General features: G+C 61.1%; 21 protein-coding genes and 6 pseudogenes. 16 read left to right on the forward strand and 11 right to left on the reverse strand.

The features are described from left to right. Positions 1 to 287, reverse strand: a 287-nt coding sequence (locus AC1DKD_RS33240) for a hypothetical protein (RefSeq protein ID WP_477144208.1), incomplete at its 3' end; no start/stop codon positions are given. A gap of 14 nt (positions 288 to 301) precedes the next feature. Here AC1DKD_RS33240 and AC1DKD_RS33245 point away from each other — a divergent pair. The 6 genes and pseudogenes from AC1DKD_RS33245 to AC1DKD_RS33270 form a co-directional block, all read left to right on the forward strand. Further along, positions 302 to 742: an Hsp20/alpha crystallin family protein gene (locus tag AC1DKD_RS33245; protein ID WP_441635140.1), complete on the forward strand. Its 441-nt coding sequence runs from the start codon at positions 302 to 304 to the stop codon at positions 740 to 742. 15 nt (positions 743 to 757) lie between these two features. Beyond that, positions 758 to 1,165: an Hsp20/alpha crystallin family protein gene (locus tag AC1DKD_RS33250; protein ID WP_441635142.1), complete on the forward strand. Its 408-nt coding sequence runs from the start codon at positions 758 to 760 to the stop codon at positions 1,163 to 1,165. A 203-nt stretch (positions 1,166 to 1,368) separates the two neighbouring features. Continuing rightward, the gene (locus AC1DKD_RS33255) at positions 1,369 to 1,935 is read left to right on the forward strand and encodes an Hsp20/alpha crystallin family protein (RefSeq protein WP_441635172.1); all 567 of its coding nucleotides are present in this window, start codon (positions 1,369 to 1,371) and stop codon (positions 1,933 to 1,935) included. A gap of 270 nt (positions 1,936 to 2,205) precedes the next feature. Further along, positions 2,206 to 2,589, forward strand: coding sequence for a hypothetical protein (locus AC1DKD_RS33260; RefSeq protein ID WP_035866346.1), 384 nt, complete (start codon positions 2,206 to 2,208; stop codon positions 2,587 to 2,589). Between the two features lie 142 nt (positions 2,590 to 2,731). After that, positions 2,732 to 2,932: pseudogene (locus AC1DKD_RS33265) on the forward strand (co-chaperone GroES); the annotation flags it as partial. 174 nt (positions 2,933 to 3,106) lie between these two features. Next, a pseudogene (locus AC1DKD_RS33270) lies at positions 3,107 to 3,603 on the forward strand (DUF4158 domain-containing protein); the annotation flags it as partial. A 655-nt stretch (positions 3,604 to 4,258) separates the two neighbouring features. On the opposite strand, the gene AC1DKD_RS33275 reads toward AC1DKD_RS33270, so the two are convergent. Beyond that, positions 4,259 to 5,278, reverse strand: a complete 1,020-nt coding sequence (locus AC1DKD_RS33275) for an IS110 family RNA-guided transposase (protein ID WP_441635144.1) — start codon at positions 5,276 to 5,278, stop codon at positions 4,259 to 4,261. A gap of 121 nt (positions 5,279 to 5,399) precedes the next feature. Further along, positions 5,400 to 6,317 (reverse strand): IS5 family transposase, encoded by a 918-nt coding sequence (locus tag AC1DKD_RS33280; protein ID WP_441635146.1) that lies wholly within the window; start codon positions 6,315 to 6,317, stop codon positions 5,400 to 5,402. A gap of 138 nt (positions 6,318 to 6,455) precedes the next feature. On the opposite strand from AC1DKD_RS33280, the gene AC1DKD_RS33285 reads away from it, so the two are divergent. Continuing rightward, positions 6,456 to 6,905 carry a hypothetical protein gene (locus AC1DKD_RS33285; protein ID WP_477144209.1) on the forward strand — a complete coding sequence of 150 codons (450 nt, stop codon included), beginning with the start codon at positions 6,456 to 6,458 and terminating at the stop codon, positions 6,903 to 6,905. Positions 6,906 to 7,292: 387 nt separating this feature from the next. Here the strand turns inward: AC1DKD_RS33285 and AC1DKD_RS33290 are convergent, their stop codons facing one another. The 3 genes from AC1DKD_RS33290 to AC1DKD_RS33300 all read right to left on the reverse strand — a co-directional run bounded on the left by AC1DKD_RS33290 (position 7,293) and on the right by AC1DKD_RS33300 (position 10,182). Next, positions 7,293 to 8,138 (reverse strand): hypothetical protein, encoded by an 846-nt coding sequence (locus tag AC1DKD_RS33290; RefSeq protein WP_441635152.1) that lies wholly within the window; start codon positions 8,136 to 8,138, stop codon positions 7,293 to 7,295. A gap of 17 nt (positions 8,139 to 8,155) precedes the next feature. Next, a complete protein-coding gene (locus tag AC1DKD_RS33295; RefSeq protein ID WP_441635174.1) occupies positions 8,156 to 9,211 on the reverse strand; it encodes a DUF3300 domain-containing protein in 1,056 nt (351 codons plus the stop codon). A 71-nt stretch (positions 9,212 to 9,282) separates the two neighbouring features. Then, positions 9,283 to 10,182, reverse strand: coding sequence for a DUF2950 domain-containing protein (locus AC1DKD_RS33300; protein ID WP_441635154.1), 900 nt, complete (start codon positions 10,180 to 10,182; stop codon positions 9,283 to 9,285). A 443-nt stretch (positions 10,183 to 10,625) separates the two neighbouring features. Between AC1DKD_RS33300 and AC1DKD_RS33305 the strand changes: the two genes are divergently transcribed. Beyond that, positions 10,626 to 11,309, forward strand: coding sequence for a hypothetical protein (locus tag AC1DKD_RS33305; RefSeq protein WP_441635156.1), 684 nt, complete (start codon positions 10,626 to 10,628; stop codon positions 11,307 to 11,309). Positions 11,310 to 11,651: 342 nt separating this feature from the next. Here the strand turns inward: AC1DKD_RS33305 and AC1DKD_RS33310 are convergent, their stop codons facing one another. Next, on the reverse strand, positions 11,652 to 12,029 hold the full coding sequence (locus AC1DKD_RS33310; RefSeq protein ID WP_477144210.1) for a Rossmann-fold NAD(P)-binding domain-containing protein: 378 nt from the start codon (positions 12,027 to 12,029) through the stop codon (positions 11,652 to 11,654). Positions 12,030 to 12,121: 92 nt separating this feature from the next. Continuing rightward, a pseudogene (locus AC1DKD_RS33315) lies at positions 12,122 to 12,373 on the reverse strand (lactate/malate family dehydrogenase); the annotation flags it as partial. Positions 12,374 to 12,558: 185 nt separating this feature from the next. Here AC1DKD_RS33315 and AC1DKD_RS33320 point away from each other — a divergent pair. The 3 genes from AC1DKD_RS33320 to AC1DKD_RS33330 are packed head-to-tail and all read left to right on the forward strand — an operon-like array spanning position 12,559 to position 16,124. Continuing rightward, positions 12,559 to 13,197, forward strand: coding sequence for a 4Fe-4S dicluster domain-containing protein (locus AC1DKD_RS33320; protein WP_045241634.1), 639 nt, complete (start codon positions 12,559 to 12,561; stop codon positions 13,195 to 13,197). 13 nt (positions 13,198 to 13,210) lie between these two features. Beyond that, entirely contained in the window at positions 13,211 to 14,860 is a 1,650-nt protein-coding gene (locus AC1DKD_RS33325) for an FAD-binding protein (RefSeq protein WP_441635158.1), read from the forward strand. A gap of 19 nt (positions 14,861 to 14,879) precedes the next feature. Next, on the forward strand, positions 14,880 to 16,124 hold the full coding sequence (locus AC1DKD_RS33330; RefSeq protein ID WP_441635160.1) for a complex I 51 kDa subunit family protein: 1,245 nt from the start codon (positions 14,880 to 14,882) through the stop codon (positions 16,122 to 16,124). A gap of 40 nt (positions 16,125 to 16,164) precedes the next feature. Here AC1DKD_RS33330 and AC1DKD_RS33335 read toward each other — a convergent pair whose 3' ends face one another. Both AC1DKD_RS33335 and AC1DKD_RS33340 read right to left on the reverse strand, forming a co-directional pair. Beyond that, the gene (locus AC1DKD_RS33335; RefSeq protein WP_441635176.1) at positions 16,165 to 17,670 is read right to left on the reverse strand and encodes a DASS family sodium-coupled anion symporter; all 1,506 of its coding nucleotides are present in this window, start codon (positions 17,668 to 17,670) and stop codon (positions 16,165 to 16,167) included. A 946-nt stretch (positions 17,671 to 18,616) separates the two neighbouring features. Then, a complete protein-coding gene (locus AC1DKD_RS33340; RefSeq protein ID WP_441635162.1) occupies positions 18,617 to 18,880 on the reverse strand; it encodes a hypothetical protein in 264 nt (87 codons plus the stop codon). A gap of 133 nt (positions 18,881 to 19,013) precedes the next feature. Between AC1DKD_RS33340 and AC1DKD_RS33345 the strand changes: the two genes are divergently transcribed. From AC1DKD_RS33345 to AC1DKD_RS33355, 3 genes and pseudogenes are all read left to right on the forward strand, one after another. Beyond that, positions 19,014 to 19,265: a hypothetical protein gene (locus AC1DKD_RS33345; RefSeq protein ID WP_441635164.1), complete on the forward strand. Its 252-nt coding sequence runs from the start codon at positions 19,014 to 19,016 to the stop codon at positions 19,263 to 19,265. 86 nt (positions 19,266 to 19,351) lie between these two features. Next, positions 19,352 to 19,621: pseudogene (locus tag AC1DKD_RS33350) on the forward strand (plasmid pRiA4b ORF-3 family protein); the annotation flags it as partial. Between the two features lie 54 nt (positions 19,622 to 19,675). Continuing rightward, positions 19,676 to 19,903: pseudogene (locus AC1DKD_RS33355) on the forward strand (hypothetical protein); the annotation flags it as partial. Positions 19,904 to 21,565: 1,662 nt separating this feature from the next. On the opposite strand, the pseudogene AC1DKD_RS33360 reads toward AC1DKD_RS33355, so the two are convergent. Then, positions 21,566 to 21,776: pseudogene (locus tag AC1DKD_RS33360) on the reverse strand (SDR family NAD(P)-dependent oxidoreductase); the annotation flags it as partial. Between the two features lie 30 nt (positions 21,777 to 21,806). Between AC1DKD_RS33360 and AC1DKD_RS33365 the strand changes: the two are divergent. Next, on the forward strand, positions 21,807 to 22,196 hold the full coding sequence (locus AC1DKD_RS33365; RefSeq protein WP_441635166.1) for a hypothetical protein: 390 nt from the start codon (positions 21,807 to 21,809) through the stop codon (positions 22,194 to 22,196). Between the two features lie 552 nt (positions 22,197 to 22,748). After that, positions 22,749 to 23,006 (forward strand): hypothetical protein, encoded by a 258-nt coding sequence (locus tag AC1DKD_RS33370; protein ID WP_441635168.1) that lies wholly within the window; start codon positions 22,749 to 22,751, stop codon positions 23,004 to 23,006. Positions 23,007 to 23,139: the final 133 nt, after the last annotated feature.

The following is a 23,139-nucleotide window of genomic DNA, read 5'->3' on the forward strand; positions in this document are numbered from 1 at the left end:
GCCCCCAAAAGCACAAAATGGCAGTGCTTGTGCGCAAGATGCCTTGCACGCCTAGCCGAAATTCGCTCGCCCATTTGCGCCAAGTCCTCGCATTCGGGAGATAGGCGCGGCCAGGACTCCTTCAAGAGGAAATTGAATGCCGCCCCCTTGAAAACCGGCGACAGATTGCCTAATTTAATTTCGCCCAGGCAGCCGCGATGTTGCGCGCTGCGTGTTTCTGTTTGTTTGCCAGCAGTTTGGCAGGCGAGTGGGAGCGCATAGGCCCGTTCGCCTCCTTGCTGCATCAAAGGAGGATACGATCATGAGTGATCTCTTTTTCGGGACCGACCTCTTCAGCGAGTTCGACCGCCTGCAGCGCCAGATGGCGAGCTTGTTCGGCGGTTTCCCGTCCAGCATCCGCTCCGAGCGATCCGGCGCGTTCCCTGCCGTCAACGTTGGCACCACGGAAGATTCGATCGAAATCGTCGCATTCGCTCCTGGCATCAAGCAAGACAAGCTTGAGGTGTCGATCGACAAGGGCTTGCTGACGATCAGCGGCGAACGCGAAGCCGCGCACTCGGAAAATGACGCCGAGGTACGGCCGTACGCGCAGGAGCGATTCGTCGGCCCCTTCCGGCGCATCGTCGAACTGCCGCAGAATGCTGACCCCGACAAGGTACAGGCGCACTACGCCAACGGCTGCCTGTCGATCAGCATCGGCAAGCACGAATCCTCGAAGCCTCGGTCGGTCACTGTCCAGTAACGTGAGGAGAATGCCATGAGCGACACTACCCAAGTGGTTGAGCGCGGCCAAGGCGCGGTGGCGCAACGCCAGGAAGAGAGGCCAACGCGCAAGATCACGCTGCTTCCCGCCGTTGACATCTTCGAGGACAGCAACGGCGTCACCCTTTGGGCGGATCTGCCGGGGGTCACCAAGGACAGACTCAATGTGAGTGTCCATGATGGCACCCTGAACATCGAGGCAGAAGCCGTGGTGCCGACCCCGGCCAACCTGCGAGTGCAACACGCGGAAATTCGCGAGCCGCACTTCGCCCGCGCGTTCGCCCTGAGTCCAGAGTTCGATACGTCGAAGATAGACGCGCACTTGCAGGATGGCGTGTTGAAGCTGACGATCCCGCGCCGAGACGAGGCACGGCCACGTCGCATCGCGGTTAGCGTCGGGTGAGATCTGTCGTGCCATTCACGGGGTCGAAACGGCAGGGTGGCGTCCGGGTGGGCGCCACCGTCGGCCCTTAGAAGACGCGGATGACCGTATCGGCGGCCTCACCACCAGGGTTGGGTCTTGCGGCGTCGCCGGTGGCCGGGCGCGACCGGTCGTTGCCGGCGGTCATTCGTACCCATCAACTGAGCATTCGGCAGGAGGGTAAGATGAAAACGGAACTGGGCAAATGGAACCCCTTCAAGTTCCTGCGGAAGACGACAAGTGACAAACAACCAATGGGGGATGCGTCCAACGTGCCCGCGCCGAGGCACGGCACGCCCGACTGGGCTGACGTTGCGCGACTGTTTTCTAGCGATCCCTGGCGAGCGATGGGAGAATTCCTGCACGAACCGTTCGCGAGCTTCGGTGGTTTGGATCAATGGTTCGGCGACTTTAGTTCGTCTCGCTTCCAACCTCGGATCGATGTGGTCGACGATGGCACTGCCCTGAGAATCACAGCTGAGTTGCCGGGCATGGACCGCGAAGACCTCCAGACCACCATCGAGGATGGCGCGCTGGTGTTGCGGGGCGAGAAGAAGCAGGACATTCGGAGCGAAGAAAACGGCTGCTACCGCCTGGAGCGAGCGTACGGCGCATTCATGCGCAGTATTCCTCTGCCGGATGGTGTCGACGTGGATCACGTTGATGCGAAATTCGAAAAAGGACTGTTGACACTACGCCTCCCCAAGACCGGGTCGTCGCGCTCTGCCGTAAGGACGATCGAAGTGAAGTGAGCTGATGTCTGCAATCCTGAGGAATCGTATGCATTTGCGCGAAGCGTGCTCCACGCAGGCGGGCAATCCTGGCGGCCGCGGAAGGAGGCGGCTGACGCGGAACGCCAGAGGCGGGCGCAGCCCCTTTGGCGCGCGCGGTGCTTGGGGCTGCACGCTACGGGCTTCCAATGGGGCTCATTGCAGCGGCGAAGCAAGGCGCGACTTTGCGTTCTTGAAATCGCCGGACTCGCCCCTATTTTGGCGGCAATGTACTGTCGGATGGAGACTTCCATGGAGTTCGATTCTGAGTGGCTGACGCTGGGCAAGCATCGGGTACAGCTCAAGTGCGCGCGCGGCTTCCCTACCGAGCGAACGCGGAGTGTGGCGGAGCTGGCCAAAATGGCCATTGAGAACAACCTGAGCGCGGGGGCCCGCTTGGTCGAGGTCACCGCAGAAGGCGAGAAGGCCTATGTGATCAGTGTCGGCACGACCTTCGCGAAAGACAGGGAGGCGGCGCCCCACCTGGAAGTGGCATTGGCCACAATGTTCGGCTTAGCGCCCGAGCAGGTCAACATAGACGTCGTCGTGGTAAGTCAAACGGAGGTGGATATGCACTTTGGCGTGTATGAGCGGATGCTGGCCGAAAAGCTTGGCGCCGTGCCACCCATTCAGTGAAGCGCCAGAATCGGGTTTCTGGGCCAGTGACGCTTGTGCCGCGAATCCAGGCATCGGCGTTAAGGCCTTCAAGCACGAACAGTGTCAGGACTGGTCGGCCCGTCAAGCTCATGATCACAGTGATTGGATGAGGAGCAAGGCTATGAACATCCGTCCACTACACGATCGCGTCATCGTCAGACGTCCTGACGCAGAACACAAGACGGCCGGCGGCATTGTCATCCCCTAAACTGCCGCCGAAATGCCGGACCAGGGCGAAGTCCTGGCCATCGGTCCCGGCAAGCGCCTGGGCGATGGCCGTGTCTGCGCGCCTAGCGTGAAGATCGGCGAGCGCGTGCTATTTGTGGTAATCGTCCTTTTCCTGCAGATTGATACGGTTATAGTCAGCCCCGAGGGGGTGGGTTGCAGCCCATTCGCCTGACCTTATTGCGGCCGTCCGAGCACTTGTCGTACAGTTTTGTCCCGAACGACACCCAGAAAGTGCAGATATAGGCATTTGCGTATCGCTACGTTGGCAAGATGCGCCGCGGTCGGCCTACAGCTCGTTTGCCTCCGGGCCTTCGGTCGGCCGTTGGACCGGTTTGCTGCCGTTCCGCGCAATCTCCTTCAGTACGTGTGCGAAGCTTTCTCCGCGCCGTTGCTGTCGATCGCCAGCCTGAAGACGCTGTACCAACGACGCCCGACGTTGTACGAGCATCAGCAATGGGTCAAGGAATCACCAGCCAGGCCGCTTTGCTGGAAATGCYCCGCGTGCAAGCCGCCGCAGCGGCACACGTGGATGAACTTGTCACCACCGCTCAGCGATGGCTCTACGATCGGTGCCGCCTCATTCCCGGCCAACGCCAGATCAGCGACATGGCACGGCATGCATTTTCCGCCTACAAGGCGCAAATGCTCGCAGCGGTCAACCGCGCAGTGCCGGCGGCCACGCTGCAGCACTGCATGGAATCTGTCCGCAGTCCACGGGCTGACGGCTCTGCAACGCACCTCGAGTGGATCAAGGCGCCTTCCAGGGTGGAATTTTGCCACCGTCCTCGGCTAGGCTGGCTGGCCCTTCAGAGATTGCCGAGATCCTGTATGGCTACCGTCGAGCGTACCGCCTACGCTGGCCCTCTCACCATTAAGCTAGACCTGTCTGCTTTTCACATTCTGAGGAGAAGTATGCGCAGCACTGAGCACCCAGCAGCCAAGGACGCGGCGGCGCAAAGCTTGATCCAACGGTTGCTTTCTTGGCTTTGTATCACTGTGCTTATGTTTCCCGGGGCGTTGTTGCATTAATCGAATCTGAAGACAAAATGGCCCCTGTGGTCCGAAAATCAGGCAATGCGGACGGACTGCGGGCGTGCGAGAGCCGCCATGCGGTTTATATGAACGCCTCCCGTTTGCGAAGGGTTTTATATGAACGCCTCCCGTTTGCGAAGGGTTTTCGTGTGTTTTGACAGACAGGATGGGTGCAGCTTTATATCCGGCCTTGTTGCAGCCTGATACACTGCGGGCCCCTATGAAATCCGCTGACCCGCGCCTCATTTGAGCAGCGAGCTCGAAGCTCTTAACCGCATTCAGGTTTAGCGAGTCCCGGTCCTACCTGTTTTGTCATCACACTCGATTGCCTGCGCAACCTTTGACGTGTCATCCTGAGTAAAATTGATCTCCTACGCACCGCTACCGTTCATGCTGGTTTCACGCTCACATGACCTCTTTCATACGGACGGTCGTGGACCAGGATCGCCCATATGATCCTCGCCATCTTGTTGGCGAGCGCCACGGTCACCACGTTCGGCGGCCTGCGCTTGCTGATCTGCTCGACCCATGGCCCGGGTTCCTTCGCGTGAGTCAGCACGCTGCGCGCGCCATGAATCAGCAGTGTGCGTAAGTACGTGTCGCCCCGCTTGCTGATACCCAGCAGCGTCACCTTGCCGCCGGAGCCGGTTTGCTTCGGAACCAGGCCGATCCAGGCGGCGAACTCCCGGCCCGACCTGAACGCCGTCGCATCACCAATTGTTGCGACGGCCGCTGTTGCCGTCAGCACGCCAACGCCGGGAATCCCGGTAATCGCCTTGACTGCCTTGTCCTCCTGCATCCATTGACGCAGCCGCCGCTCGATCTCAGCGATCTGTTCGTCCAGCTTCGTCAACCCGCTCCACTGCTCGCGTAGCGTGTCGATCAGCACCTTCGGCAGGCGATCTGCGACTCGTGCGAGAACGGCCGGTATCGCTTTGTCCAGAGTGGCCCGGCCCTTGCCCATCACTTCACCATACTCGGTCAGCAGGCCGCGCAGACTGTTGATCTGCATCGTGCGAAACTTCACCAGTTGCTGCCGCATTCGGTGCAGCGCCAGCACCGCTTGCTGCGCTTCGGTCTTCACCGCCACCGCCTTGCTGGGTTGCTGCACCGCCAGCCAGATCGCCCGGGCATCAGCCGCGTCGTTTTTGTTGCGGATATTGAACGCCTTGGCGAACTCCGCCGGCATCAGCTTCACCTGATGCCCCATCCTTGTCAGTGCTCGCGCCCAATGTTGGGCGCCGCCGCAAGCTTCCATGCCGATCAGGCAAGGCTCGCGGTTCGCGAAATGCGCCAGAAAGGCCGCTCGCTTGATTGGCTTGTTCACGATTTCACCCGTTTCCGCATCCACATAGCGCAGTTGAAAGACGGCCTTTGCAATGTCGATCCCAACTGGCGTAAGCTTCATTTCGGACCCTCCGGTTTGCCTGTGAAGACCTTTATGATCCTCCATCTTGCCGCTCTGATGCCGCAGGCCCGTGAGGGTCAGTCCTTTGTCACTCCCACCGCTCACGGGGGAGGCGTTCATATCATTTGAGCACGCCTACGCGGATCGCCACCTCGGTTGCTTGCGAGCCGATACCGCGCGCCCACAGGCGATTGCCCGTGAGCGTTTTGAGCCGATACATCAGGTTCTCGACCAGCGAGCGGCGGTGGTAGCCGCAGGCCTTCTTCCATTCCCCTCGCCCGTTTCGCGAAATGGCGTCAATGGCTTCATTGCGCCACTGCGCGCCAGGCGTTCTCTCAGACCAAGGCGCAGCCCCTTCGCGCGGAGGGATCGACGGTTGCGCGCCGCGGGCCTCGATTTGAGCTTGGCACTGCCTCGTGTCATACGCGCCGTCACCGCCGACGGTTCCGATGGGCACGTCTGCGGGGATCTGATCGAGCAGATCGGGCAACACGTCGGCATCGGGAACATCCTGGTGAGTCATCAGTGCCGCGCATACCTGGCCGGTCTTCGCGTCCAGAGCCAGATGCACCTTGCGCCAGGTGCGCCGCTTCGAATAGCCGTGTTTGCGCACTTTCCATTTGCCTTCGCCATACAGCTTCACGCCGGTGCCGTCCACCAGCAAGTGCATCGGCTCGCCGGTGTGCGAGGCGGGCAACTTCACCTCAAGCTCCTGCGCGCGGCGGCTCAACGTCGTGTAGTTGGGTACCGGCAGGTCGGGAAAAGCGAGCTCGCGCAGGCTACGCGCGAAGCCCTGAAGGGCCCGCAGAGGCAAATGGAAGACTTGCTTGATCCCGAGCAGCATCTGAATCGCTGCGTCCGGGTAGACGTGCGGCCGCCCCCGCCTGGGCGCTCCGCCCTGGGGCGCCGTGTTCAGTACGCTCTGGTCAATCCACATCGTCACGTCGCCCCTGGCAATCAAGCCAGCGTTGTACTGCGCCCAGTTCCTGACGCGATAGACGCCTTTGGGCTCGCTTCGCTTGTGTACATCCTTGCGCATCTTCTCGGGAAAAAATCGAGAATCTACGCAAGTCGGCGAAGAGTTAACAGAGGTACCACCCCGGCTGTTGCGCGTAAACGTCAGCCCGCGCGGCAGCCGGATTTATGCAACAACACCTTTCCCGGTGTGGCGCTAGGGATGGACTTCAAGATCTACTTCCAACCACAATTTAAATTGAAAATAGTTATCGGGGTGGGGAGGATAGTCAGCCACGCTGGCATCAATCGTTTCGTTAAGAAATATGGTGCACGAGAAATGGCGTGGGTCAGGCGCGACGTCGCTTGTAAATTCTTGCAAGTGCCCTGTAAGCCAGGACTGCTGGAAACCAAACGCGAGACGCAGGCTGCATTGATGCACAGTTTTTCTTGCAGCAAGCTCATAGCTGTTCAAGCGCAGCTTATTTTCGGGGATCCCGAACTTAACCTTGTCGATAAATCAATGGCAGAAATCTATGATCAAAAGATAAAAAATATGTTAACAAGGCTCGGTTACGAAAGGATCAACGAGCATGGCTACGAAATTCTCGCAACCTGTGTAGCGATAAAGCCTGTCTACTACGAAGCTATCATCTCCGCATCGATGAACTAAAGGGGACGCGGTCGTTATGACGTGCTGATTGACGTTGGCCATGCTCAACCGCCAGAGCGTGAGCGTCACCCGGCGCCGCAGCAGAACCGCGTTCCTCGGCGTGCGCGACCTGAGGTGATCCCGACTGCCCGCCGCACTTTCGCACCACGCCTCGCTGACACGCCTCTAGGCGCGCCGGCGGTCGACCAAAATCGCCAGAAACAGCGGAGTGCCGTCAATCGCGGTCCAATCCATCGGCGAACGTTTGCCGTTGGCCTATCGGCCTCAATATCTCTGATCGAGGCGGTATGACGGGGGCAGTCGTGAGCTGCCAAGTCAACACGAACTGGAAAGGCGTGCACCGACCAGAATTTCTGTCCAGTCGCCCTTGAGGGAGGTTCGGGCGGTTCAGAAGCGAAACACGGCGCTCAGCACAGGTCCTTTGAGCGTGAGCCTTTGTACCAGATCGCTGCCGCCCAACTCGTAGGTCAGGTAGCGATAAGACAACTGGATGTCTCCCCATCTGGCGGTGTACGCCACACCGGCGGAGGCTTGCATGGTGTATTCGGACGTACCGGTGCCAACGTCGGCGTAGTACGGCACGTACCACCTGCCATTGCTGCCGAGATTGATGCGCCCCCGTACTCCGATGATCCCGTCCACGATATTCGCCGTCTGCGAGACACTGCCTTGCCGCACCAACGTCGCGCCCTGGTCCGTGAACGTGGCAGACAGCGTCCAGTTCGCATGCGCACTGAGGTTCAGGTACCGGAGCCCGCCGAACGGCTCCACAGTCCCCCCAGGCGCACGGACTGCCTTATAGCCCGCGGCAAGCTGGAACAGCGCCCCGCTCATGCCGCTGCTTGCATCGGTCGCCAGGTCGCGTGGCACGAAGACGCTGACGCCGTTCCCGCCGCTGACAGACTTGAGATTGGTTTGCTGCTGGCTGAAGTCGAGGTAGATCGCGTCCGCGAAGACAGTCCAGCTTCCCTTGCTGGCCTCGGCCTGCAGCATGAAAAGGAACTGCAGGTTCTGGAGATAGCTGTCGGGCCCCGTTCCTACGTCGAGGATGCCGCCGCCGGTGGACGATGATCCGGAAAAGCGCAGTGCGCCGCTGACATTGGGAAACCAGAGGTAGGGGGCGATGGCAAACTGCCAGGCATCCGGATCGGGCGCTGCGGCCTGCGAGGGGCCGGCCGCCATCGCCAGGAAGACAGCAATCACGCCCCAATGCCTGGGTTGTGCCTTTTCCATAGCTTCGCCCCCGTTCGTTAACGTCGACCCCCGCCGCCTCGCCCGCCACCAAATCCGCCACCGCGAGCTCCGCCACCGCGGGCGCCGGACTGAATGCTTGTGTTCCCGCGATTGACGTCGCGCTGCAGCGCACTGCCGCTGCTGCCCACGCCCTGGAACCCGTTGTCGCGCCCCCCGGCCGCGTCGCGTCCGCGGAAGCCGGTGCGCCCGTCCGCCCCGGCCAGGCTTCTTCCAAACTTCTCGCGCGAGGCGTTGTCACGATAGGGAACGCCCTGGCGATGGCTCGCGTCGTGCTGCCAGCGGCCGCCTTCGGCCTTGCGGGCGTCGAAGTTGCGGTCGATGTTCCTGGCCTTGTGATGCTCCACATGCACGCCGCCTGCGTTCCAGTCGCAATTGCCGAAGATCGCGGCGGCAGCGATCAGGCCGACGCCGAATCCGATGCCGCCAACGAAGGCATCGCCGGGGTAGTAGCCGGGGTAGGGAGGCCAGTAGTAGTAGGGGTATTCGGGATAGCCCCAGCCGCCGTACACGATGGCCGGGTCATACGCCGGCACATAGATCACCTGCGGGTCCGCCGGTTCTATACGCACGATCGTCTGTGCCGTAGCCCCAGTGTTGGCCGGCTGTTCCACGATCACGGTCTGCTGCGCATTCGACGCGAGGTGACCGGATTGCCGGGCGCGCGTGCGTAGGCGTTGCACGGCATCAAGCACGTCTTTCTGCTGGGCAAGGAAGGCGTCTCCCAGCTTTTGCGTCCAGTCGAGCTTGTCGTTCATCGGCTCGAGGATCTGCGGAAAAGCCACCAGCGACTTCACGCTGACGTCCCAGGACTCGTTCTGCACCGCCTTGAGCGCGGCGTCGCCTTTGAGACTGGCATTGGCCTTGAGCCAACGCGCGGCTTTGGCAACTTCCAGCGGATAGGTGGAAGCCATCAACACCTGCGACAGCAGCGCATCTGGGTACAGTGCGATCGGCGCGACCATTGCCTCGATCTCTTCGGCCTTGTAGGGCGCCGGCTGGTTCTGGGCCTGTGCGCCGGCCGGTCCTGGCGGAGGCGTGGTCGGTCCCTCCATTGGCGGACCCGCACTCTGGCAGCCTGCAAGCGCCAGCAGGACGGCAYAGGCTGTGGTCAGGCGGCGCGGTGTCATGGTGACACCCTCCTCCAGACGGGGGCCGGATCAAAGGACTTCATTGCTGCCGCCGTCGCAGCGCTATTGGGCCCTTGGTCGCGCTCATAGATCTGGCCCATGTGGTTGACCATAAAGGTCATCACCCCGGTGTCCCCGTAGCGCACTGGCCACGCCACGACAGCGAAGCCGGCAAACAGCTTGCCGTCGAGCACATAGTCCAGCGTGCCGCCGTGTGCCCGGGGCCCTTGCGCGGTCACGAGCTTGTAGTAGTAGCCGTGGTAGCCCTCATCGCTCGCATTGCGCGTGCCGGCGTCGCGGAATGCGGGCCCGAGCGGGCTGGGTGGTTCATCCGGGCTGGTTGGCCAGTAGAGGCCATCGTGCTTGCCGGGGGAACTCGCCAGCTTGCTTGCATAGACCAGCATCTTTTCGCCGTCGTGGGGAGTCTGGGCGTATTCATCCTGCGCGTCGCAGATCGCCTGCATGGTTTGTATCACGGCAAGCTCGTTTCGCCCGATGCGACGCACACGCATTTCCCTGGCGCCGGCCTGCGTATCGAACTGCCATCCCTTTTCTGACTTGACAAGCGGGACAGGCAAGGTCCAACCATCGGCGCCCACGGCGATGAATGCATGGTTGTCCGATCTATGGATCGCGTGCGAGGCGGCCCAGGCTTTGTTGAACTTGTCTCGGATTTCCGCGCCAACGGGTGGGATGACGTCACGGAAGTTTTTACCCAGCAAGCCTTTCATGGCAGGTTCATTGTCATCCTGGACGGCCTGGCCGAAGGCCATCATCGCAGCCTCAGGGGTATCGAAGTACTGGCGCGCGATGGCGCTTGTCATCCCGAGGCCGAGCAGAAGGGCACAACCCACTGCGGCGAGGGGTCCCCGCACGATGCCGTGTCTTGTTTCCATGCTTGCGTCTCCCGCGCGTGGTGCGCTGCCGCAATATGCCAGCCGGTGTCAGCCTGAATGAACAAAGTGTAGTGCGAACGGCTGGAAAGATATCGCTTCTTTATTACGCGCAGACAAAGGACATTGACTTTTCGAGGCACATCTCACTTGTTCCCTTGGCTGGAAGCGGCAGTTGCCGTTCCCTTTGCCTCGCGCAGGACGGGCAGATTTGTCCTGACTGCTTCGAGGAAACGGAATGGCCTCAGGTCGGGCTGCACACAAAAGGTTCGGGCCCGGGCAAAGCCACATAGGCCCTCTCCCAGATATAGACTGGAAGGAGGCGGCGGCCGCAGTGTGTCCTGGCGCCCAGAGTTTCCGTTAGCTGCCGGGCAGACTCCTGAGCGTGGCGGGTGCCGGCTGCGCGGCGATAGCCATGCCACGCCGAAGCTGCCTTCTCAAATGCCATGAGTTACATTCGCGCACCGTTCACCGACGATCAGGTCCAGAAGCTCAACGAAAACCAGGTCGGGCTCGGCGGCCCGGTTCTGCGCGCCTTCACTTGCAGGAACAGCGCCGATCATCGCCACGGGGTCGAAGGTGGCGCCCCTGGCATACTGATTGCCACCAAGTACGGCTGGATTTGCCCACACTGCAACTACAAGAGGGACTGGGCATTCGCAATCATGGCGACCCGGTTGACTCGCCCGCCGACCGCCATTCAATCCTTTTTCTATTCGACGCCCTCAATCGAGAAGGCCAACATCCTTCTCGGTCAATATGAACGGCTTGCGGCAGCCGAGCGCCCCGGCGCCGCCGAGATGGTGGCCTGCATCAAGAATCGCATCGAGGAAATGTCGCTCCCCGGATTCGGCGCTATCGAACTCAGCGAGATCCCAACGGACGCGCTGGTGAGGCGATCAGAAGGACGCAATTACCGGATCGTCTCGGGACGATCACAACTCCAAGCCGCCCTGCGCCTGACGGGCCGCGCACTGGTGATGGATGCTGTCACCCATGAGCAGTTACACGTCCATGACATCGACGGCAAACTGTTTGCCATTCCGTCCGACGCCCAGGCAGTGCTCGACGCAGAAACGCTTAAGGCGATCGAACACGCCAAGGCCGACCCGCGCGCGCGACGCGCGTGAACTCGTTTCGCTGCACGCCGCACTGCTCTCACATGGCACTGAGCTCGATGCGAAGAGCGTTGCTGCGATGATTCCGGACTCGGATCCGGCGCATATCTGGGGTGCGTCGTGAATCCGGTCCTCAATCGCGCTCAGGTGCGGCAGAAGTTCAGTGAGAGGCGTCTTTCAAAACGCGGATGACCGTTCTGGATCTCCGCGCCAACAGGCGGGATGATGTCGTGGAAATCGGCACCCGGCATGCCCTTCATGGCTGGTTCGTTATCATTGATGACCTTGGCGCCGACCGCCTTGTCACTCTGTCTGGCGGCGACGTTCGGCTTGTCCGGAGCGTGCGCGATGTCCCTACCGATCCTGGAGCACGCTGTCGGTTGCCTCCTTGACGATGCGCGCACTGCGCCGCAGGGCCTCGCGCTCGGTGGGGTTAAGTTCCGGATAAGCCAGTAACTGCGCTCCGCCGCCATTGACCACCATCGGCAGCGACAAACAAACCTCTGGTACGCCTTCGACTTCGGCGTGCACAATGCCGACCGTGAGAATGAGGTCGGTGTTGTGCACGATGGCCTGACAAATTCGCCCAATAGCACTAGCGATCCCGTAGTGGGTGGCGCCCTTGCCTTCCTTGATGAGCTTGGCTGCCTCGTGCACGGAGCGCAGGAGCAGATCGCGACTGGCAGGCCCAAGCTCCTTGCCGCTCTTAGCCAAAAACATTTCGAGGGGCATGCCGGAGACCGTCGCGCCGGACCAGGCGGGCGATCCACAACTTCCGCCGCGATGCCCGCATTGGTTCTGGCCAGGTCCAGACGAGTCTGCCCTGGCTTCACACCGGCGCCGGCGGTAATCACGATGATGTCCGCGTCGCGCGCGTTCTCGTAATCACCGGCATAGAAGCGGTTGTGTCCCCAGAATGCTGCAGCGTGGGCGAGGTCCAGCGCCTGCCCTTCGGCCCGCACTCGCGCGACATCGATGATGACGATCTCTGCGCTCGGGATGGCCCCCGCTGCAAACAGGGCCGCCGACCCGCCAACCAGTCCTGCGCCGACGATGACGATCTTGGGTTGCCGCATGGCGTACCTCCGTCGTGCCTGGGTAATCGAACCAAGCGCCAGTCCGTGCGCGAGCCAACTAAATGTGGAGCAAAAGCCGCGGAGGAGACTGATGGCCTTTCGTATGCTATGGTTTATATGACCTTTTCGGTAGAAGCGCCAGTGTGGCGCCGGCGCCGCGAACGACGGAGTGCGACAAGATGGTTCTGGTACGCTTGAGCATCGAAGGACGCCAAGTCGAGGCGCCGGCCAACTGCTCCATCCTGCAGGCCTTCCTTTACGCGGGCGAGACGCTTGTCGAGGGCGTCGGCTGCATGGGGCAGGGGGTGTGCGGTTCATGCCGCGTCATGGTGCGGCACAGCGGCGAGCAGGAGGTGAAGACTGCGCTCGGTTGCGAGACGCTGATCGAAGATGGTATGCAGGTCGCCTTCCTTGATTACTTCACCGTATCGGCTCGCCACAGGTATCGCATGGACGAAATTGGCGACAGTTGGCAGGCGCTGCGCACAATCTCTGAAATATTCCCGGAAGCTTCCCATTGTCGACACTGCAGCGGTTGTGATCGCGCTTGTCCCAAGGGCCTCGATGTCCAGCGTGGCGTCAACCTCGCGGTGGCGGGCGAACTGGCTGCATCAAGCGATGTCTTCGACGAGTGTGTCATGTGTAACCTCTGCACGCTGGCCTGCCCCGAGCATATCCGGCCCAACCACCTCGGCCTGTTTGTGCGACGGATGATCGCGGCGCAGTCGCTGCGTCCGGCGAATCTGATGCGCCGGCTGCAGCAGATCGAGAGCGGCGAAATGAAGATCGACTTCGACGCGCAGGGCGCGCGGCCGCCGCGCTGATCGGAAAAACGCAATGCCCGCCAGCATCCATTATGAGGACGCGCGCAAGCGCTACCGGCCCGGTGCGGTGCCAAAGGTCCGCACCGATGACACCTCTGTCGATGAACTCCTCAAGGGCTATCACCCCGACCATGGACCCAATGCGCACGTTGCGCTGAGCGTCGGGGTGAACCGCGGAGAGCCCTGTCAGCCGGATCTCGCGCGCTATCTCCAGGCCAACGCGCTGATCGACGATATCGACATTGCGGGTGCGCAAGTTACCAGCACCGACGTGCTGATCATCGGCGGCGGCGGTGGCGGATGCGCTGCGGCGCTCATTGCGGCAAAGCAAGGCGCGCAGGTGATCCTCGCCACCAAGCTGCGCCTGGGAGACAGCAACACCGTTATGGCCGAAGGCGGAATCCAGGCGGCCGTCGGAGAGGACGACAGTCCCCAATTGCACTTCGAGGACACCTTACGCGCCGGGCACTTCTGCGGCGAGCCAGAACTCGTTGCGCAGATGGTGATGGACGGCCCCGATGTCATTCGCTGGCTGATCCAGCTTGGCGTGATGTTCGACCTGGAGGAGGGCCGGCCCATGGGCAGCAACCTCCTGCGCAAGAAGCCCGGTGGCGCCTCGGCGGCGCGCATTCTTTCCTATCGGGACTACACCGGGTTGGAGATGATGCGCGTGCTGCGCGAGGCGGTGGACCTGGATCCCGGCATCGAGGTATGGAACCGCTGCCCCGCGGTCGAGCTGCTGTCCGACGAGCGGGGGCGCTGCGCCGGAGCCGTGATCTACAACCTCGAGTGGCGTACCTTTGTGCTGGTGCGCGCGCGTGCCGTGATTCTCGCCACCGGGGGGGCGGGGCGCCTGCACCTGAATTCCTTCCCAACGTCCAACCACTACGGCGCTACCGCTGACGGCCTTGTGCTGGCCTATCGGATCGGGGCACGCGTGCGCGAACTCGACTCGTTCCAGTACCACCCCACCGGCATCGCGTACCCGGCCCACCTGGCGGGAGGACTCATCTCGGAAGCAGCGCGCTCGGCAGGCGCCAAGCTGATCAATGGCGAGGGTGAGCGCTTCGTAGACGAACTCAAGCCCCGGGACGTCGTGGCCTCTGCGATCCTGCGCGAATGCGCGCAGGGGCGTGGAATTGACCGAGACGGCCAGACTGGCGTATTCCTCGACACGCCGACGCTCGAAATGGAGAACCCTGGCATTCTGGCCAAGCGCCTCGTGACGCTGCGCCATCTCGCGCAGAGGTGCGGTCACGACGCGGCACTGGAGCCCTTCCTCGTCTACCCGACCCTCCACTACCAGAACGGTGGCGTTGCGATCGACAAGGATGGCGCCACGAGCGTGCCCGGCCTGTATTGCGTCGGCGAGGTCACAGGAGGCATTCACGGGCGCAACCGGTTGATGGGGAACGCGCTGCTCGACATCCTGAGCATGGGGCGGCGTGCCGGCGCCAAGGCAGCGGAATCGGGGGGGAGTGTCATGGCCAGCCGCGCAGGAATCGGCCATGTGCACGCCTGGCAGCGGGAACTGACGCTGGCAGGGCTACCCTTGCATGTCAAGGCTCCGCAACTCTTCCCCGGCTACGCGCATTTTGACCTGCGGGTCGATGCAGCTTTGCGCCGGGGCAAGTGGAGCGGAGCGGTCGGCGGCGTCCGATGAGCGATCCACGGAGCGCGCAATGGAACAGCTGAATCAGGTTCTCCTGAGGGACGATGTCCGGGTCGGCGCAGACCTGGACGCCTGGCTTGCACACGGCGGCGGAGAGGGACTGGCCAAGGCACTGCGCGATCCGCTTGCAATCCTTGCCGAAATCGAGCAGGCGGACCTTCGCGGGATGGGCGGCGCCGGCTTTGCGACGCATCGCAAATGGGCACCGGTTGCCGCCGCCGTTGCTGGGGACAAATACATCATCTGCAACGGCAACGAAGACGAGCCCGGTACGTTCAAGGACCGCTATCTGCTGGAGCACACACCGCATCAGGTAATCGAGGGTGCGCTCATCGCCGCGGCAGCTACCCGTGCCAACCATGTCGTCCTGTACGTCAATCCACATCAGCCGTTGTCCCTCAATATGGCTCGCCAGGCGGTCCAGCAGTGGCGGGGGCACGCCCAGTTCGCTGAACTTGAGCGACTGGTCGGCGGCCCAATATCGCTTGACGTGATAGCAAGTTCAGGCTTGTACATCGGGGGCGAGGAGACGGCGGTGATAGCGAGTGTCGAGGGCGGATTCCCGTTCCCGCGACGCAAGCCGCCTTATCCCGCTGAACACGGTGTGCATGGCTCACCGACCATCGTGAACAACACCGAGACCATGGCGCACGTACCGGGAATTCTGCGCCACGGGGCGCAGTGGTATCGTAGCCTTGGCATTGGGAATGCAGCGGGAACCAAGCTCTATTCACTCTCGGGTGACGTCCTGCGTCCCGGCTTGTATGAACTGCCGATGGGCACGAGTCTGGAAACCCTGGTTTTCGAGCATGGCGGTGGCATGCTCCAGGGCAAGGAATTCAAGGCTGTCTTTACGGGCGGCCCTTCCAACACCTTGCTGACGAAGCGTGATCTCGATGTGGCACTGGACTTTGACTCGGTGCGTCAACGGCGTTCGCGTTTGGGGACAGGTGCCATGATCGTCGTGTCGGAAGGCACCAGTATCGTCCGCAAGGTTGCCGAGTACGTGAGCTTCTTCGCCCAGGGCTCTTGCGGCCAGTGTCCACCTTGCAAGGGCGGAACCTTCCAGTTGATGCGATTGCTCAGCCGGATCGACACGGGCCGCGGCGTGCGCGCCGATCTGGAAGCGCTGGAGAACTTGTGTCGCATCCTGCCCGGCAGCGGCCGCTGCGGTCTCATTGACGGCGCCGTGACGGTGGTAGAGAGTTCCTTGCAACAGTTTCGGGGGGAATACGAGGCGCTTCTGATTGCATAGGCGCAAGGCGGCCTGGGCCCAAACCGGCCACTGCGGTATCTCACCAGAAGCCAAGCACCTTCCACCAGACGCTGCCGACCACGGCGAAGATCAGCAGTTCCACCACGCACATCACAAAACCGACGCGCCACCAGGTTCCCATCGTGACAAAGCCGCTGCCAAAGATGATCGGCGAGGTGCCCGTTGCATAGTGGGTCAGCGTCATCATGATCGCCGAGCCGGCCGCCATCAGCAGCATGAACGGCACCACATACGCTGGCGGTATCAGATGGACGCCGACCGTCAGGAAGGCGAGCATCATCGCACTGATGTGCGCCGTCGTGCTGGCGAACAAGTAGTGCGAGAAAACGAAGACCGCCACCAGGACCGCGGCCGTGCCGCCCCAGCCGATGCCGCTGGACACGATCGCGTCGCTCATGCCATTCGAGAACCACGTGATCACGCCTTGCTTGTTCAGTTGCTCGGCCAGCATGATCAGCGCACCAAACCATATCAGCGTGTCCCAGGCGCTTTTTTCGGACAGCACGTCGTCCCAGTCGATGGTGCCAGTAATGATCAGCACGAACAGGCCGACGAAGGCGACCACCGTGGGGTCCAGCGTGAGCAACGGACCGAACACCATCGCCGGAACGTTGGCCCACAGCAGCAGCAGCAGCGCGAAGGTGAATATCATGACCCTTTCCTTCGGCGACACGGGACCCATTTTCGCCATTTCGGCGTGCGCATATTCCACCGCATTGGGTGTGGCCTTGAGCTGCGGCGGCGACAACACATAGATCACCAGCGGCATCACCAGCATGCATAGCAGGCCGGGCAGCAGCATGCACAGCGCCCAGCTCATCCAGCTCAGATGCAGATTTTGATTGGTTGCCTTGGCGATGTAGTCCACCACCAGCGGGTTCGGGGCGGTGGCGGTCACGAACATCGCCGAGGAGATCGGGTTGGCGTGATAGTTGACCAACGCCAGGTAGGTGCCGACCTTGCCCTCGGTGCCCTTGTCCGGGTCCGAGTCGAATGCGTTGGCGATCGACTTCATGATCGGATGCACGATGCCGCCACCGCGCGCGGTATTGCTCGGTGTGAAGGGCGCCAGCACCAGTTCACAGGTGGCCAGACCATAGCCGATGCCTATCGTTCGTTTCCCCATCAGGGAGATGAACATCAGGCCGATACGGGTGCCCAAGCCGGTTTTCTTCACGCCGCGGGAGATCAGGATGGCCACCACGATCAACCAGATTAGCGGGCTGTCGAAAGCGGTCAGCGCATCAGCGATCGCCCCCTTCGACGAGGTCGAGGTTACCTGCGACAGCGAGAGGACGACGATGGCCATCATCGCCATAACCCCGATCGGCATGACCTTCAGGATGATCGCAACGATTGTTGTCAGAAAGATGGCAACCAGGCCCCAAGCCTTGGGCTTGAGCCCCTCTGGCACAGGCATCAGCAACAGGGTGATCAGCACGACCGTCGTGATCAGGGCGGGGCCGAGTCGGAACGGGACCACGCTGTTGAAGTAGCGGAACGCCGCTTTCAGTCTTGTGAGCATCCTGCGATCCTTCCCAGAAGAGTTGGCCCCGTCACTGGAACACAGCCCAAGAATTGGGCAATTAGAACGCATCGGAAGGCCCTGGTTGCTGCATGGCATGTCTCCGTCCTGCCTGGATAGTCCCGAACCTAAACCAGGCGACAGTCCGTGCGCGAACCAACTTAAATGTGTGGCATAAGCCGCGCAGGCAGGCGGATAACCTTTCCGTATGAATTGGGTTATATGATTTTTTCGGCAGAAGCGCCAGTGTGGCGCCAGCGGCGCCAAACGATGGAGTGCGAGAGGTTAGCCTTTGGCTGCTTCCATGGCCATCCCGGCCGTTCGCATGGACTGCGTCGAATGGCAGAGGTTGGCCGGGAACGGCCGACCACTGTCCTCGTGGCTAGCCGTTGGGGGGACGTTGGCTTGCATAATTTTGTTTCCGCTGGTCACCCGTCAGCTAACCGTTTCCAAGGCGATGGGAACAATTTTGCTTCAACTAATTTTGCAGAAAATTGTTCCGCCGGCCGACGGTTGAAGTAATTTTGTTCCTTTCCCAACGGATTGGGCAGTCGCCTGCGTGGACACAGCGGACGGCGCTTGTGATCCCGAGGACAACACTCGGCGTGCGACAACGAGGACGGTCGGCGTCAGGTAGCGCCGCATGAGCCCAGCGCGATCCTGGCGCCCCGCCGGTGGCACGCGAGCGGGGCTGGATGGGCTGTCGCCGGACTACCTGGCCTCCTCGCCGTGGCGCCCGTCAGCCCTGGGCCCATGGGGCCAGGAACAAAATTCTGAAAATACCGGGAACAAATTTATGCAATCCAACGGTTCCGCCCGTCAAAGGGTCGTGATGCTAATTTTATATAACGCCCGGTCCGCGAAAAATGGACATCTGAACTTTGCCTTCACATGGACTCGACTGTTTGTCGAAACGTACCCCGCGGCCTGGGGAACCGTACGACCCTCAGTTGTCCGTCGGCGAGCGGTGGGTTGGAACCGGTGCAAAGTCGAAATGGGCGGCGGCATACACGGCATTGCACGCCCAGACTTCTTCCCCGTCCTTATAGAAGGTGACCCATTTGCCGTCGCTGAGGCATTGGGCGCCGGGGAAGACCTCATCATGGCCATTGGGACCGTCCAGCGGGAAGGGCGCGCGTGGCGTGGCCCAGTAGCGGCCGGTCGGTAAGGCCTCAATTGCTTTTCGGGACATTCTTTTCAGTGCCGCCATGCGGCGTCATGTAGCGCACGATCCCGCCCGCCGTGACGAAACGGATTTGTCAATCCTGCAACGGCGTGACACCGTCGCGGGACATCCTCGTGTAGTCTCGCTGCCAATCTCCTCCCTGCTATGCAGTTTCGCCATGGCGCAATACCTCCTCCTTGCAGTCCGAGCGTTCGGCGTCGGCACCATCATTGTGATCATCGCCGTTGTCTCCCGGCAAGTCTATCTGCGGGTCGCCGCGGAAGCTGGCCGTCCCGGCGCTGACGGGGAACCCACGGCGACGATGTTGATCCGCTGCGAGGCGATGCACAGCCACCTGCAGAATCGCCATATTTCCGAAGGCGCTGTGGATGCTAACGAAAAGCCGAGTGTCCGTTGCGTGGAGTCCTGAGAACTACCCAATCTGGAGAGCGCGCCAAAGCGGGGGCTGAGATCAGTCTTCACGCAAGAGCATAATGAGGCACCTGCAGTGTGCTCATGTCCTTCGATCCTCAACCGGCGATCTCCGTCCTCCAGTTGCGAATCAGCCTGCGGGCCTTGAGCCCGCCGGTTTGGCGGCGCGTCATCGTTCCCGAGCACTTGACGCTCGCGCACTTACACAGTGTCATCCAGGTAGTCGTGGGCTGGACGGACGAACATCTGCACCAGTTCACGATCCGAGGCAGGCGTAACGGCGAAGCCCATGAGGGCGTCCTGCAATTTTCCACGGTGACAAACGAGCTGATGCTGGCCGCGTTTAGTCTGCGAGAACACGAAGACTTCGTCTATGTATACGACTTCAACGCGTGGTGGCGGCACGATATGGAGAGCGCGCCAAATCGGGTGCGAGCCACCGTCACCGAAATTGCCCAGTTCAAAAGACGGCCTAGATGTGGGCTCGCTGGCCTGCATCTGGAGGAGGCGAAATTATTGCTGGGTCGGCTGCAGCGCACGATGGTCGCGGCACAGGTTGCCGAGGCAGTTGCCCGGACCAGCGTTTGTCCCACGTGCAGTGCGCAGTTGACTTGCAAGGGCCACGATCACTTGGTCTCTTATGAATAGTCGAGAGCTTGACCGGCTTGGCGCGGCCGGCGATCTCAGTGCTCCGCAATGAACGTGCCGCGATAACTAGTAGGAGACCACGCGTCGATCGCCGCGCTGCATAACTTGATTGCGCGTGGAGGGCAGCCAGGCTGCGTACCGTATTGCAGTATGGAGGGACTCGCGCGAAAAAGATGCTTATGGCGCACATTAAGCGCCAGCAGCCCGCGCCGTGAAGCGGCGGAAATCCTCGATATCAATTGCGGAGCGACCCTGATGCAATCGCTCGAATGAGTGGTCGAGGGGATTATAGTGAGCGGATTCTTCCCCCGAATAGGGGATATGCATTCGCACAAGTTCTCGTCAGACTATTGCGAACAAGAATTCGGTGAACGGACCGGGAAAAATGAAATCAAGAGGGGTCGTCCAATGGCTGTCTGGCATGCTGGTCACAGTCAGCGTTACCGGGTGCTTGCCACCCAGACAATATGCGTGGCAGAAACAAGGTATTGACCGAGAGGAATCCGCAACTGAACTAGCAGAATGTAGGTACCAAGTGCGGCTCAATAAATTGGCCCCAACCGACCAAGGCGCGGCGGTAAACGATTGCATGCTCAGCAAAGGCTTCCGGTGGCGTCCAATTGTCTGAGCTGCATACAAAGCTTGTGATGGGACCGAATCCACGACTGGTTGGCAACGGACCCTTAGTATGTGACGCAACGCAAAGGGGCTAATTATGGGTGAATGGTCGGAATACTTCGAGGACTTCCCCGAAGAAAATTCTGCGAACTACGTTAATGGACGGTTCGACCCCAAAGGTGCGGAGGCACGGAGAGTGGCGGAGGCTAAGCGGGTGCGGGATCAGGTGAATTTGGACGCTGAAGTTCGCGCAATCGTCCAGAAGCACCGCGCGGCTGCTGCGGGCAAGAAATAGTCAGTTTGGCTACCCCTGCGCTCGCCAGAGTACGCTCGCCGCGTTGTCCACGATTCTTCTTGCCCTCGACTCCGCACGACCCCTGTGGCTCTCCAATAGGGGAACAAACACCGTGCTTGCGAAAAGGGGGGGTGATCAAACGGAGGCACAACTAAGCCAACCCCCGTGGATGTAGCGCAAGGTCTGCTGCCATTTGTTTTCCCCTATGGCGCCACCACACCCGACTACAAGCACCACCGGATGCATCACTGGGCTGCTATCCGCTGCAAGTTCGGCAGAGGAAAGGCTTCAGTTGGGGGCGCGCAACAGTATTGTGGGGTGCGGGGCAAGCAGGATAGCACCAAAAAACTTCATCACACGCCAAACGCCGCGGAGGCGGGAAAATGACCAAAAAACAATCCCGTACTGCGACGGAGATTTTTCTCAAGGGTTTCAAAGAGCCCTATTTGCGCTCGAATGACCGCCCGTTCATCAAACTCCTGAACTGGTACACGGGCATCGGAAAGACGTACAGGAGTCGCGTACCCAATTCTCGATGGCGGTGGAGCAACACTGCGAGCGGTTGACGGTGGCACGGGAGTGGGCTGTCGCTACCGAACGGTGGGCGCGGCGCGAGACGGACCAGAAGCCGCTAAAGTTGCCTTACCGCGAGGCCGTTCACGGGCGGCAACTGGCGACAACCATCCAGAGGGCTTCCCCAAAGATCGGCCGCAACGATCCATATCCTTGCGGGAGAGCACATCGCCAGCCATTGCGGCGACTTCGCCGCCGGCCGCGCGGATCTGAGCGACCAGTTCTTCCAGTTCGCTCTCACGCCCGCGCGCCGGCGATGACCTTGGCCCCTTCGGCAGCGAACACTTTGGCTGTGGCGTGGCCAATGCCGGAACTGGCACCGGTCAAGAGCGTGCAAAGTTGGTAAGCTTGGTTAAGGTCGGTGGCGCCACTCACGTCACTCGGCAGGGCATGCGAGGAGAAGTCATGACATTCAAGGCTCAGTGGTACCGAGACAAGTTCGCGAAAAAGCGCGACAAGGGCTTCTGCGGCTACCCGGTGGCAACGGTTGCCTTCTACGGGCCCGACGACACGAGTGCGACGAAGGTCTCTGTTGGCATCGTCGCGCACGAGGGTGCGGACGCCGACCCGCTTGAGCGGTGGTTCTGCAAAACCACTGATGCGCGAACCGATCCAGAAGTTACCGAAGCAATCGTTCGGTTCATCGACCAGCATGGTGCCAAATCGGTGGTGGCCTTCGATCGCATCATCGGGTGCCCGCATGAGGAAGGCATTGACTACCTGGAAGGCGAAAAATGTCCGCAGTGTTCGTTCTGGGCCAACCGTGATCGATGGAGCGGCGAGATCAACAAGTGAGACTCAAGGCCATCCCTTCCGTCGCGCCGAGGCCTTCCTTGTCAGATCTCATTCCGACAGTAGTCATGCTTGAATGAAGGTGCGAAGAGATAGCCACAGACCCGCGTCGTTCTTTGAATCCAATTGAGTATGTACATCGCCAATGCAGGCACATTCTGGACGAGAGGGGCACCCTTGGCCCTCAGCGGGGCTCGGGCAAGGCCGTGGCGGAGTTCCGCGCAACCGTGATCGCCTACGCCACAGACTTCGACGACACCCGCGTGATGGCTGCGACCCACTTCACGTGCAAGAAAGGCCCAGTGGGGCCGGCCATGCGCGCGGTGTAAGGTGCGGGGGAGAATCTTCTTCCGGCAAGGCAAGTTATGGGATCTCACCGAGCGTGGTGAGCTTCATAGTTGATACACGGGCGGCACGGCCATGGGATTTTCTTGCCGAAGGTTTCTCATCGCTCCAGACGATACCCTCTGGCGGCTGTCGAGCACCAAGTTCGACCGGATGCGGCGAGATCCGGCAAGTCGCTGTTTGCCCGTTTTTGCGGGGCAACGAGCGCGAATGGCCGACGTGGTCGTCGAGCTCGTGGCCAGAGACCCGGTGCGCATCGTTCGGAACACATTTTCAATTCTCAGTTTCGATGCCGAAGGCCACATCGAACCAGGCAGATTCGAAAAGCAGCAATTCGCCCTCGTAGAGTCGGTCGTTGCACCAGTCTTTGCCGTATTCGATGAAAACGGCGACGAAACAGTCGTCGACGCGACCTCTCGAATCGTTGCGCAAGGAGGCCAATGGGTTCCGTCAGGTGTAATAGCCTAGACTAAATCTGACAGTGGTTGGTTATCCATGCCGCCGCACATCGGTGCGAAGGGCGTAGCCCAGAGTGCCAGTGTGCGGCGGAATCCACAAGGAGTCCGCCATGACTCAGGAACAGAAAGTCATCCGTGCCAAG

Source organism: Cupriavidus sp. 05T313 (assembly GCF_056396665.1).